This window comes from Enterobacter sp. RIT418 (assembly GCF_003057745.1).
Classification (GTDB): domain Bacteria; phylum Pseudomonadota; class Gammaproteobacteria; order Enterobacterales; family Enterobacteriaceae; genus Enterobacter.
In genome coordinates this window covers 1-12181 of record NZ_QBJD02000010.1, presented here as the reverse complement: position 1 = coordinate 12181, position 12181 = coordinate 1, and the positions used below count along the sequence as shown (strand labels likewise).

Sequence of the window (12181 nt, the reverse complement as noted above, 5' to 3'; positions counted from 1 at the left end):
TACCTCTGTTATTTCTCTAATGTACCAATTACATCAACATCCACACCGGAAGCGACGTCACCATAAGAAAGCACTTCCATTTCTGGATAGCTGCCTTCAATTATTTTCTTCACAAAACGGCGGATATCTAATGACACCATTAATATAATGTCGCGCGCGTTTACGCCGTTCCTGCGAATACAACTTTCAAGACTCTGGATAATATTTTCCGTTTCTGGCGGGGCCAGATTAATAAAGGTACCGCCGGACGTCTGACGAATGCCGCCGCGTACCAGGCTTTCCATGTCATGCGACATCACCAGCGTGCGAATCTGCCCATTCGCGGCAAAACGGTTGGAGATATAGCGCGATAAAACGCCGCGAACGTGCTCAACCAGCATAATGGGATCCTTTTCTTTAGGTGCCCATTGCACCAGCGCTTCAAGAATCAGACGCATATTGCGGATTGAAATACGCTCCTGCAGCAGCCGCTGGAAGACTTCGGTAATACGCTGAACGGTATTGTTGCGATAGCACTCCTTTAACAGCTCCGGGTATTTCTTTTCCAGATCGTCCAGCAGCGTTTTGGCTTCCTGTATGCCAAAGAACTCCGAAATATTGTGCACCAGCAGGGTGGATATGCAGGCATAACACTCATCCACCGCCGAGCGGGAGTAGAATCCAAGCTCCAGCGCCGTCTGGCTATGCGATTCTGGGATCCAATAGGCCACGCCCTGGGCGGTTTCCACGGCCTGCACGCTGTCGTCCATCACCTGTAGCTCTTCGCCGCGCAGCAGCACCTTGCACATTCCCGGCAGAATATCGTAGGCGGCAACCCTAATTTCGTTTATGGCCACGGTCAGCTTGCCGCGCTCGATGTGCTCGTCATAGTTCATGACCACTTCCGGCAGGCGGACGCCGTACTCAATAAAGAAATTACGCTTCAGCAACGAGCAGAGATTATGTTCATTAAAATACTCCTCGTAGCCTTTCCACGCGGAAATAATCAGCGGAATGGTTTCCGGAATATATTCACCGTCAATCATCACCGGCTTACTTTTTAATACCGGTTGTTCATCCTCTTCTTCTGCCGGTGCGGCCGGTTTTTTACCTCTTTTCTCGTCAATTTTATCTTTGATGTAAATGCCAAACAAAATCGCCGCGAGCAGAAGGAATACGGGCAGCGGGAACCCCGGCAGCAGGCCAAGCGCGATGGCGAGCACGGCGGTAACCAGCAGAATAAATTTATTGGAGAACATATCCTGGAGGATCCTTGCCCCCAGGTTGCTGTTCTCGCTGTTATTCACGCGGGTCACGATCAGCCCGCCGCTTATCGAGATGAGCAGCGCCGGGATCTGCGCCACCAGCGCATCGCCGATGGTCAACAGCGTAAAGACCGACATGGCGTGGGAGAGATCCATCCCGTGCTGCAGCACCCCGACGGAAATACCGCCGATGAGGTTCACGAAGATAATAATGATCCCGGCAATGGCGTCACCTTTAATGAACTTCATTGCCCCGTCGAGCGCGCCGTACAGTTGGCTTTCTGCCTCCAGGTCGCTACGGCGTCGCTTCACCTCTTTTTCATCGATCACCCCGGCCTTCAGATCGGCATCAATGCTCATCTGCTTGCCCGGCATCGCGTCAAGGGAGAAGCGCGCCGCCACCTCGGCAATACGCTCCGACCCTTTGGTGATCACGATAAACTGCACGATGGTCACGATGAAGAAGATAACGAAGCCGACCACCAGGTTATCGGCAATCACGAACTCACCGAAGCTGGCAATAATTTCACCGGCATCGGCATCGGTCAGCACCAGACGGCTGGTACTGATCGATATGGCCAGGCGGAAGATGGTCGTAATCAGCAATATTGACGGGAAGGTTGAAAACTCCAGCACCCGCGTAATATAGAACGAGCCGATGAAAATCAATAATGCCATAGTCAGGTTTAGACCAATAAGAAAGTCCACCAGGTACGTTGGCAAGGGAATAATCAACATCACCACCACCATGATCATTATCGACAGGATAATGAGTTCTGGCCGGCTGCGAAGCTGCAGAATAAACTTTTCAATCATTTTATTTACGCATTAAGTTGGAGGCGATGGTTCACCATCGGCAATTATTTATAGTGTTCGTTCCAGATGCCCGTGGTTTTCTCTTTTTCAGCCATTTTGCGTAATATCATGGATAAATGATCCACAATAATTTCGCGATACATGATGTCCGCAAAGAGAAATTCAGGCGTCAGGTTAAAAATATTGCGTAATGCCTGCATCACCGTCGCACGCTGTTTAAGCAACAGCAGGGACATAAATTCTTTACTGAAACGCTTAAGGACGCTCTTAAATTCATCAGTATCCACGAGGCCCGTAATATACAGCGCGACAATTTCGGCCTCTCCCGCCAGAAGATGCTGATTTCGCATTTGCTCGCGAAATGGAAACTGCGCAAAATTTTCATTCAGCAGCTTGTCGAGCGTGTTTAATACCCGCGCGTCTGACAGCTTGGCGCTCAGCGGGCCGAACTCCGAAGAGTGCACCCCAGGCTCGTTCGCCTTCATATCCGCGACCAGTGCCGCCAGGGTAAAGGCGAGCAGCCGGGTGCGGTTTTCATAGCCGTACACATCAACCCAGTCTTTGTAGATAAACCCCGCCGGCATATCCAGCTCGAGAAAGTTAAGGTAGCTGTTGCGCAGATCTTTCGCCGACAGCGGCTTGCCTTCGCTTTCCTGACTAAAACGCCTGGCCAGACGGCCAACGTTTATCCCGGACTGCATCTTCTTGCTGTCGCCGAACTTCTCCAGATCGGCAATGGCCTCTTTGATTTTCTTTTTCTGCAGCTCTGACAGCTGGCGGCTCAGCAGCATTTCCCGCAGCGCCAGCATCAAATCGCTGTCGTTGGGGAAAAGCTGGCGGGCAAAATTAATCAGCGTATTAACGTCGCGCAGCTTTGCCACCTGGCGAATGAGCGTATCCAGCTTCTCATCGGCCTGGTCCTCAAGCATGGCGGAGACGAAATCATTGTCCGCGCTGTCGTTTTTTCGCCCCAGCTTGCTGAATCGACCAAAGGCGCTGAGGATGTCGGCCATCTCCTCCGCCGCATTGCTTAGCTCCTGCTGCAGGTTAAGAGGCTGTACTTCCTCTCCCCCGTCCGCCATCAGCGACCCGGAGTGGCTCTGCGGCGCCGGGGTATCGATGCGTTTAAAATCAACGCCGGGAACAGAACGAATATTAATCACGAGAGAAGCCCTTAATTACCTTTCATCGTTTCGCGCAGCATGGAGACCGTCGATTTCAGGGTCACCTCGTTGCCCGTCCAGGTACGTCCCAGAACCGGGTTGTTTTCCGTGCGCCCCTGCCAGGTTTCACCGCTGGTGAGAAGGCCCGGCTGGATCAGGAACAGGCGCACCATCTTTTTGTGGCTGGTGTAGCTGTAGTCAAACAGCTTGCCGACAAACGGGATGTCGCGCAGAAGCGGGATCCCGAGGCTATGGTGCTCATCCTGGTCGCGGCTATAGCCGCCGACCAGCAGGCTATAGCCCACCGGCACGCGCGCCTCGGTGCTGATCTGGGTATTGTTGACCATCGGCAGGCTGTCGATATTTTCCGTGGAGCCATCGGCGTTCAGCGGCAGGCCGCCGTCCTGAATATTGAGGATCATCTCGATTTCCTGCTGACGCTGGGCCAGACGCGGCAGCACGCTTATCATCGTGCCGTAGGTGATCTTCTCCAGCGACGAGGTGCGTTCGCCGATCAGCTTCGCGTAAAAGCTGCTGTTGTTGTCAAACAGCGCCGGAACGTTTTCCTGGGTGAGGATCTCCGGGCGAGACACCACCTGCGCGCTCCCTTTTTTCGCCAGCGCGGAGACGTCCGCCAGGAAATGAAGGCTGCCTTCCGGCGTCAGGGAGCTGGTGTTGAACGTCACCCCGGTATTGCCCATCTTCGCCGCGCCCTGCCAGCGAATGCCCAGCTCGTTGATATCGTCTTTAGAGATATCAATAATCCACAGGGAGAGCTGGATCTGCTGTTTAGGAATGTCGATAGCGTTTACCAAATCCTCAACGAAGCTCACCTGGCGCTCGGAGCCCTGAATAAGCAGGCTGTTGGTGTCTGAATACCCCACGATGTTGATGGTCTGCTGGCTGGGAATATCCCGGTCTACCGCCCCGCTCCTCGCCGCAGGCGCCGCGTTAAATGACGGCAGCGGAGGAAAGTTGCCTTTTTGCGTCGCCGACGCCGCCTCCAGCGCGCTGCGCGTATCGTTATCAACGGTAATGTTCGCGCCCGCCGGCGCTGAACGCCCGCCCTCGCGGCTGCTGGTGTTGTTTAACAGCTGATTCAGCACCGTCGCCACGCCGGGCACGGTGATAGGCACGTCGCGCTGGGTATAGTTACGGTCGTTGACGAAGGTATTTTTCAGCTTAATTACGCGGATCGTGGTCTCTCCGGTTCCCGGCCTGGCGTAGGTGGCATCAATATACTTTGCCGCGGCGGAGACAAGCTCGACGTAAACCGGCGGGCCGGAAACGTAAAACGATCCCGAACGTCCGTCGGAACGAAGTGGAAATCGCGGATCGTACAGGCCCGAAGACTGCAGATAAGCGACCAGCCGGTCATAGGGCGCAAAGGCCAGGCGCACGACGCTACTTTGTATTTCGCTGGTGTCGTAGATGTAGACCGAGCTGCCGTCGTCATACCAGATAAGGCCGGTGCGGGCGGCCACGGTATCGAGCACCGACTTCGGATCGTTGAGGTCAAAATTACCGGATACCCGCTTCTTCGCCGCCTCGACGCTAACGATAAAAGGCTTATGGAGCGCGCCGCCAACCACAAAAAAGAGCTGCTGAACGCTGTTGTTGCTCGCGACATAGGTATTTTCCGCCGTCGACTGAACGGACGTCGCGGGCGCCGAGGAGGTATTCAGCATATTTGCGCCAGCCGGCACGCTGGACAATACCGTCAGCAGGAGACAAGGCACTCTGCAATTCAGCGTTTTGCGAACAAACTTATTCATGAAACAAACCTTCCAATTTTTTTAAACTCCCTGGGGGTAATGCCAAACAGCGACTTAATTTCGCTGGAGAAATGCGAGGACGAAGCGTAACCATTGTCACCCGCGATGGTGGCAATGGACTGGTCATTCTCAATCAGCTGCAATGCGCTATTCGCCGCGCGCCATAAGCGCAGCTGTTTTTTTGGGCTTCGTGTAAAGGCGTTGTGGCACAGCTTTCTGAAATAGGATTCTGAAACGCCATAGATTCGACTGGCATTATAAATTTTGTGCGTTTCGCTCTCTTTATCTTCATTCATGACCTGCGACAGCAAAAAATACGCAATCCAATAACTCTCGACGTTACGCACAAAGGTGAACAGACTTTCCAGACGACGGTCCTGCGGTTTTAATAGCGTTGAAATAAGCAGCGCCATCAGCGAATGACTTTCTTGCTCAACCTTTAATACCAGATGAGAGGCATTAAGCAGCATCACACTATTCTGCCCCACGATATTCTCGCTGCTGGCTTCCGGGCATTTCGCCTGATAGTCGAGAAACGAAAAAAGCGTCGTCGCCTGGGACATCGACATAACCTCAACAATCCATTCCCCAGAAAAACATAAGTGCATTTCGCTCAGGGTGGCAATTATTACAGCATGACGAATAGCATCGAACGCCACTGCGCTCTCTTCCTCCGTTTGGTCGACAGAGAGTGACATAACGGAATGCTGATTAACCGGCCGTGCAAATAGAATCGCTGAGTGACACTTGATATCTTTACCTTCAATTTTATGCGTTTTCCCTCTGAGCAGATCATCAGACAGGAGCGGCTGTGATTTTTGCTCCAGATGGCATTGTTTCTGATTATTTATCATCGTTGCACCCTAGGTGAGTAAGCATGTCTATCAATACTAACGAATCAGATAAAGACAAATAAACGAGCACGGATTTTAGGAATTTCCGTAAAATTATCAGAAAATTCCGTACGGTCAACGGCGTAAAATAAGATTAAATTTTTAATAATTTTTATTATAAAAACTTCAAAAAAAGATCAAAACGAATTGTTGCGGATTATTCCTGGTGTCCGTATATTCATTTTCCCGAAGACGACTGTTGTTACGCGGCGCAATCGGGATGCAATAGAAGATCAAATATCATTTATATTTTGATTGACCCAACAGTCTATTAACAGCAACTGGCCCGTATATTGAAACCGGTGGCAAACAATTTAACGGTAGCAGATTAAATATACAATCGTACGGATGCCGCATCCGTTTGATTGTTTTTTTATATTGAATGGTCCTTTTCGATGAACAGCGACATGAATGAAATAACTGAAGCGATGCCTGTTGTGCCAGAGACAAAGAAAAGCTACACACTGAAGGTGCTGTTTGGCCCTATGTTTGGCTGTGAATTAAACCTGCCAGCAGATGACTATTTTATCATTATTAATCAGGGCATTGCTATCGACGATGCCGGTAGCGCAGCGATATCAAGCGGTGAACATGCCGCGGCATATACCCATAATACGCTCTATATCCCTTGCGATCGGCCATCACCGAATCTCATTTTACGCCTTTCGGCGCCAGCAGAAGACGGCGAAGGCCCGGGCAGCTTTCGGATAGAGGTTCAGGATGAGAATAACAGTTTCCCGACCACCATTAATGAAAACGAAATATTTACCCGCGAGCATATTCGTTTCGCCCTTAAGCGCAGTGAAGATGAGTGGCCGGAAAGCGTCCGTAATTTTGCGCTTCCCCCTAATGTTGATGCAGAATTTAACGCTCAGGAGACGATTGCCGAGTTTAATGCGAAAAAGCATCATACGCTGATCGTTGGCGCGGCCATTCTGCTGGTATTAATCATTACCGCTGCCGTTATCTGGTATAAAAAACTGGAAAGCGATCGTCAGGTATTAAACCTGAATGAGGCCCTCGCCGGCGCGCCTGCGGCTATCGATATTTATCGTGGCCGTGAGAACAGCACAATTTACGTTCTGGCAAGCAAATACCAGGCGCTGGAGTGGGTCAAAGAGGCCTTATTCAAGCTGGGTGAAAATAATAACGTCACTCCCTTATGGTTAGTTCAGCACCAGAAAGCCACGGTCGAAGCGCTGATCAAGTCAGGCTATCCGGTTGTGCAGATCGATTACGGCAAGCCCCAGCACCCTGTCATTATTCTCTGGCAGGATCTGTCTCCCATTCAGCGAGAGCAGCTGACGTCATTGGCCCTTAAGAAAATACCGTTTGCGCTTGATATCCAGGTATTTATTAAAAGCAAACAGCAGCTCCTGCAGGATGCCCGTCAGGGATTAGACCGCATGCACATTCATTATCGCCAAATAACGTCGCCCAGCGGCTACGCCTTAGTGATCCGCGACGCGCTCAGCGATAATGCCCTTTCGGCACTGCAGCGCTTTATCAATGATTTCAATCGTCAATGGGGAACCCACATCATTAATTTTTCGATTAACCTCAATGAGAATTGGCTAGAGAATAAATCTTACCTTGACTCATCGAACGGTTATTTGTTTTTAAACCCTCGTCACTGGTACTTTCCATTAAAGCAAGGAGATATAAATGGCTGATACAAATCCAAACCCAACCACCCCCACGAGCAACGGTTATTTTCTTGATGACGTCTCGGTCGCGTTCGAAGCCGGTGCGGCTGAAATGATGAAGCAGCTTCAGGATGCCCAAACGGCGCTAGAAGCCGATCCATCCGATCCCGCCGTGTTGGCAAACTATCAGGCGAAGCTGCAGGAATACACGCTGTTCCGTAACGCCCAAACCAGTACGGTTAAAGCCTATAAGGATATTGGCGCAGCCATTATTCAGAACTTCCGTTAATTATAAGTGGTACGAATTTTTCGTACCCTTTCCTTTTGTTGGAGATTTTATGAGTCAGCCAATTGAAGCATTGTCAGCATTAACTCGCCTGAGCCCACACGGTATTAATCCTGAGGACAATACCTCCGTCACGGTACATGACCAGTATTTCAATAATCTGGTTGCCAGCACGTTTAATAAAATCAGCGACACCGACATGCAGTTCAAGAACGTCATTAACACGCTCAGCCAGTCGCCCCAGTTCACCAGCGATCCGCAAAAGCTACTGATGCTGCAGAGCTATATCGGCGAGTACAGCAACTATGTCTCTTTGGTGAGCACGCTGGCGCGTAAGGGGGTGAGCACCATTGAAACCCTGGGAAAATCGCAATAATGAGCAATAAATATTTCCGCGCCCTGGCGGTAGTCCTTTTTGCGTTGATGCTGAGCGCCTGTAATGACGAAAAGCTGCTGTTTAACCTGACCCAGGAACAGGCCAATCAGGTGCTGGCCGTCCTGCAACAGCACAACATCTCTGCCAATAAGGAAGGCACGCTCAAGGCGGGCTATACCGTTGCGGTGAACAAGTCCGAAAGCACCGCCGCGCTGTCAATCATCAACCAGTACCAGCTGCCGTGGTCCGCAGACGTGCAGATAGCCCAGGCCTTTCCCGAGGGCGCGCTCGTCTCCTCCCCTAATGCTGAACAGGCGCGCGTTCTTTCTCTCCAGGAGCAAAGGCTTGAGCAATCTTTGCGCATGATAGCGCAGGTCGTTAACGCGCGCGTTCACGTCAGCTATCCGGCGTTCAACAACGACAGCGGCAGAACGCCAACCGGTCACGTCGGGGTGATCATCACCTACAAGGGTGAACTTGATGATAATCTCTTCATTTCACAGGTTAAGTCTCTGATTAAAAACAGCTTTGATGACGTGCGTTATGAAAATATCTCGGTTGTGCTCTTCCCGGCGCCGATGATCCAGTACGTTACGCCAACCAAAGTCCCTGACGCTCTGCCGGCCACCTGGATCCTCATTCTCGCTGCGCTCGCGCTCTGCGGAGCGGTCACATCAGGCTATATGCTTTATCGCGTGAGCCGCCGCCCGCCGGTTGAAAAAGAGCACGGCCAGGAGCCGCTCGCGCCGGAGACCGCGGAACCATGAGAGCCGACGATCAGCATATGATGTCCATTCTCTATGCGCCGGCCGGGTACGCCCACATGAGCCATCTCCCGCCAGCGCTAGCCGGTGGCGAGATCGACTGCCCGACGCTGCGTAACCTGTGGCTTCTCCGTCAGGGTAGGCTCAGCCATCTTCCGCCAGCGTGGCGATCCGATAATGAAACCCTGTCGCAGATGCTGTCCTGCTGGCATCTGATTCCGGAAACGGCGCACCTGATTGGCGGCTATCTCATGCGTAATCATCTGCTGAAGCGCGGCGCGCTGCTGATGTCCGATCCGCGGCTTCTGGCCTTTATTTCATTGCCAATGCCCCACGGGATTGTGCTCAATCCCGGCAGCCAGACCTCAATGGCAACCACCTCCTGTGGGCTGGCATTTATTCTAAGCCAGTTCCCCGGGTTACCTCAGGCGCTACGCCAGCGCCTGCTCCTGCACTTCCCCGTGGGGATATCGATTGAGCCGCTGCCGGTGGGAAAAACGCTTAACCATATCAATCTACTCCGAATGGCCCTGACCTATGCGAACCATTACTACTGATACCCTTCCTGAAGATATCGATAACCAGGTTGTGGTTAAGTCCGGTGAACGGACTCGCCATCAGCGAATGACCGTAGCGCTTGAGCGCACCCTCAGCCGCTGCAGTGAAATTCACGCGGAATATGAATTACAGACCATCAGGCTGCGAGAGAGCTGTGAAAAGCAGGGCTTTGAAGCCGGTTTTCGCCTGTTCTTCGACCAGCTGGTGACGCTGATTGATGAATATCAGCGCCTGCAGCGCCAGCACCAGACGCAGTTTCGTGAGCAGGTCGGCAGTGCGCTGAAAAGCGCGCTGCACGACACAACGATCGTGCATCGAATTATTCACCACCTGCAGGAAAAGTGCGGTCACCAGAAGGCGCTGCGGATCATCATCCCCGCTGCCGTGAAGCTGCCGGAAGGTGCCGACGCCTCAAACTATCAGTTCACCGATGACAACCATATCACCGTGCAAAATGATATGGATGCCATCCGCTTTCCCAGTGAATCACTCTGTCGCCAGTGGCTACATCATGCCGATGAACAGGTCGCGCCCACCGAGGCGGTAATGGCGCATCTGGCCCCTGACGTGCTGCGAGACATCGCCAGCCAGCTTATTGGCCTCAGCAATCAAATTCCCCTCACATCCACCTATTCAGAACATCAACAGGAAGAACACGATGAGTCAGATTAACCCAGCCTCCCCTGCTGCCCTTGCCGCTTACTCCAGCGCATCCGATGAAGAAAATGCGACGGGCAGCAGTTTTAACGATAAGGTGCTGGACTTTTTTAAGCAAAATCAGCCTGAAGGTACTTTAAACGACGTGATCGACCAGCTTAAACAGCTGGCCGAACCGGGTGAGAAGATCTCAATGCAGGAGCTGAACTCGGCGATCCTCATCGCTGACGGCATCCTGCGCAAAGACGAAGAATATAAGACATACACCGACAGCACCCTCGACAGGATGACGACCCAGATGCTCGGCGTGAATATGTTTTACAACAACATGCTCTACAAAAGCTTCACCAAAACCGACGACGACGCGTCCTTCTAATTCATTTAACCCAAACCCGGCGTAGTGCCGGGTATTTACATCATGAAGATCAAAACCGTTATTGCTCTCGTCAGCCCTTTATTTCTCTCTTTTAATGCTTTCGCTCAGGGCGGCGATTGTATTACTCAGGCAGCGCAGTGTTTCCAGGTTAACCCACTGCTTATCAAAGCGATAATCTGGCACGAATCGAAGAATCAGCCTCAGGCGCTGAATATCAATAAGAATAAAACCGTGGACGTTGGCATCATGCAAATTAACACGGTGCATTTTAACAGCCTGAAAAGCCGGGGGATTGATGAGCAGCGCCTGCGCAGGGACAGTTGCGCCAATGTGTTTTCGGGGACCTGGATCCTGAAGCAGAAAATTGAGCAGTATGGCTATACCTGGGACGGGATTGGCAGCTACCATTCGCGAACGGCCGTTCTGCGTGAAAAGTATGTGCGGAACATTGTCTCACTTATTGCCCACCAGACGGCCACCCTCGACAAAATTGCGGTTCCTCCCTCGCCCAGCGTCCCAACGCTTTTCTCATGCAGGTAAGGTAAAGCAATAACGCAGGCGCTGGCCTGCGTTATTGCTTTAATCAGCATGACGAGAATAGTCGGTTAAATAACGCCGTCACTTATCGTAAATTAAGGCTGATGTAACGGGTAAACAATGCAGAGCCTGAGGTTAATCTTCTTTAATTACTTCGGTAATCAGCGTGCATTTTCCTGAAAGCATCGACGCCTTAGGACTGCAAACGAGTCCGCGATCCGTTTTGCAGCAATATAAATAGCTATCCACTAGCCTTGTCTTACTGTACTGCGCAAGCAGTGCGCCAGAAAAAAATACCTTCTTTTCTTCAAACAGATCCTGGGCATATCCCCTGGCCCCCATGGCCACGCCCACAAGAATGATGCTTAGCGTCGCGACGGCGAAAAAAAACCACTTTCTTGACGTCAGCTTTCGTTCTACCGGCCTGCGCCGCGGCGCATAGGTTACCACCGTCATTGACGTGGTGGGAAGCGCGGGCTGGTAGTTGATAATGGGATTAGCTGAATAAGAGATGTTGTCCAGTTCGAGCTTGCCAGCCGCCGGAGCACGTTCGCTTAGCGTGTCCGGCAACAGCTCGGGCTGGGACAGCGACGCCTCCCAGGTGGGTTCGGCGGTAAGCTGATAGCCTAGCTTTGGAATAGTGACGATGATGTTCTTGGATTCATCTTTAAGGCTAATGCGCAATGAGCGAATCATTTGCGCAATACTCTGGGAGGTCACATAGCTGCCGTCCCAAACTTCCGAAAGAAACTCGTCCTGAGAAACCGGGGAGGGATATTTCGCGCAAAGCAGGGCCAGAACGTCTGACTGTTTTTTTCTCAACTGCAGGATTGTATCACCGCGCTGTAAGGTTCTTAATGCTGGATTAAAAGTGTAATCAAGAAAGAAAATCTTTCCTTGCTTTGTTGAGCTATTTTTCAATTTCAGATCCCTCAGTCATTTCATTTCATGAGTGAACATACCATCAAGAAAATGCATGGCCGAAAGCCTCAACCCACGCCTCAAGACATTTAATCGACAACTGATTAGTTCATATCACATTTATTTCATTAAATAATACCTAAACGGAAATTATACTGTCAGCTCGCCA

Annotated in this window: 13 protein-coding genes; 8 read left to right on the top strand and 5 right to left on the bottom strand. The window is 51.4% G+C overall.

Annotated elements, in window-relative coordinates:
• Positions 1–8: 8 nt before the first annotated feature.
• The 4 genes from DBY73_RS13215 to DBY73_RS13200 are packed head-to-tail and all read right to left on the bottom strand — an operon-like array spanning position 9 to position 5852.
• A complete protein-coding gene (locus tag DBY73_RS13215) occupies positions 9–2060 on the bottom strand; it encodes an EscV/YscV/HrcV family type III secretion system export apparatus protein (RefSeq protein WP_112011579.1) in 2052 nt (683 codons plus the stop codon).
• A 44-nt stretch (positions 2061–2104) separates the two neighbouring features.
• On the bottom strand, positions 2105–3223 hold the full coding sequence (gene sctW, locus DBY73_RS13210; protein ID WP_112011578.1) for a type III secretion system gatekeeper subunit SctW: 1119 nt from the start codon (positions 3221–3223) through the stop codon (positions 2105–2107).
• A gap of 11 nt (positions 3224–3234) precedes the next feature.
• Positions 3235–4998 (bottom strand): type III secretion system outer membrane ring subunit SctC, encoded by a 1764-nt coding sequence (sctC, locus tag DBY73_RS13205; RefSeq protein WP_112011577.1) that lies wholly within the window; start codon positions 4996–4998, stop codon positions 3235–3237.
• Entirely contained in the window at positions 4995–5852 is an 858-nt protein-coding gene (locus tag DBY73_RS13200) for a helix-turn-helix domain-containing protein (RefSeq protein WP_112011576.1), read from the bottom strand. Before DBY73_RS13200 ends, sctC begins: the two co-directional genes overlap by 4 nt.
• Before the next feature lie 446 nt (positions 5853–6298).
• On the opposite strand from DBY73_RS13200, the gene DBY73_RS13195 reads away from it, so the two are divergent.
• Genes DBY73_RS13195 through DBY73_RS13160 form a run of 8 tightly spaced genes read left to right on the top strand, consistent with a single transcriptional unit; the run spans position 6299 to position 11094 of the window.
• Positions 6299–7564: a PrgH/EprH family type III secretion apparatus protein gene (locus DBY73_RS13195; protein ID WP_112011722.1), complete on the top strand. Its 1266-nt coding sequence runs from the start codon at positions 6299–6301 to the stop codon at positions 7562–7564.
• Positions 7557–7826, top strand: a complete 270-nt coding sequence (locus tag DBY73_RS13190; protein ID WP_112011575.1) for a type III secretion system needle complex protein — start codon at positions 7557–7559, stop codon at positions 7824–7826. The genes DBY73_RS13195 and DBY73_RS13190 overlap by 8 nt, the downstream gene beginning before the upstream one ends.
• A 49-nt stretch (positions 7827–7875) precedes the next feature.
• Positions 7876–8199, top strand: a complete 324-nt coding sequence (gene sctI / locus DBY73_RS13185; protein WP_112011574.1) for a type III secretion system inner rod subunit SctI — start codon at positions 7876–7878, stop codon at positions 8197–8199.
• The gene (gene sctJ / locus DBY73_RS13180) at positions 8199–8966 is read left to right on the top strand and encodes a type III secretion inner membrane ring lipoprotein SctJ (RefSeq protein WP_112011573.1); all 768 of its coding nucleotides are present in this window, start codon (positions 8199–8201) and stop codon (positions 8964–8966) included. Before sctI ends, sctJ begins: the two co-directional genes overlap by 1 nt.
• Entirely contained in the window at positions 8963–9520 is a 558-nt protein-coding gene (locus DBY73_RS13175) for a type III secretion protein (RefSeq protein ID WP_258458736.1), read from the top strand. The genes sctJ and DBY73_RS13175 overlap by 4 nt, the downstream gene beginning before the upstream one ends.
• Positions 9501–10193, top strand: a complete 693-nt coding sequence (locus tag DBY73_RS13170; RefSeq protein ID WP_258458735.1) for a type III secretion protein — start codon at positions 9501–9503, stop codon at positions 10191–10193. Before DBY73_RS13175 ends, DBY73_RS13170 begins: the two co-directional genes overlap by 20 nt.
• Positions 10180–10554 carry a type III secretion system protein gene (locus DBY73_RS13165; protein WP_112011571.1) on the top strand — a complete coding sequence of 125 codons (375 nt, stop codon included), beginning with the start codon at positions 10180–10182 and terminating at the stop codon, positions 10552–10554. The genes DBY73_RS13170 and DBY73_RS13165 overlap by 14 nt, the downstream gene beginning before the upstream one ends.
• A 42-nt stretch (positions 10555–10596) precedes the next feature.
• Positions 10597–11094 carry a lytic transglycosylase domain-containing protein gene (locus DBY73_RS13160; protein ID WP_112011570.1) on the top strand — a complete coding sequence of 166 codons (498 nt, stop codon included), beginning with the start codon at positions 10597–10599 and terminating at the stop codon, positions 11092–11094.
• A gap of 132 nt (positions 11095–11226) precedes the next feature.
• Here the strand turns inward: DBY73_RS13160 and DBY73_RS13155 are convergent, their stop codons facing one another.
• A complete protein-coding gene (locus DBY73_RS13155) occupies positions 11227–12012 on the bottom strand; it encodes a winged helix-turn-helix domain-containing protein (protein WP_112011569.1) in 786 nt (261 codons plus the stop codon).
• Positions 12013–12181: the final 169 nt, after the last annotated feature.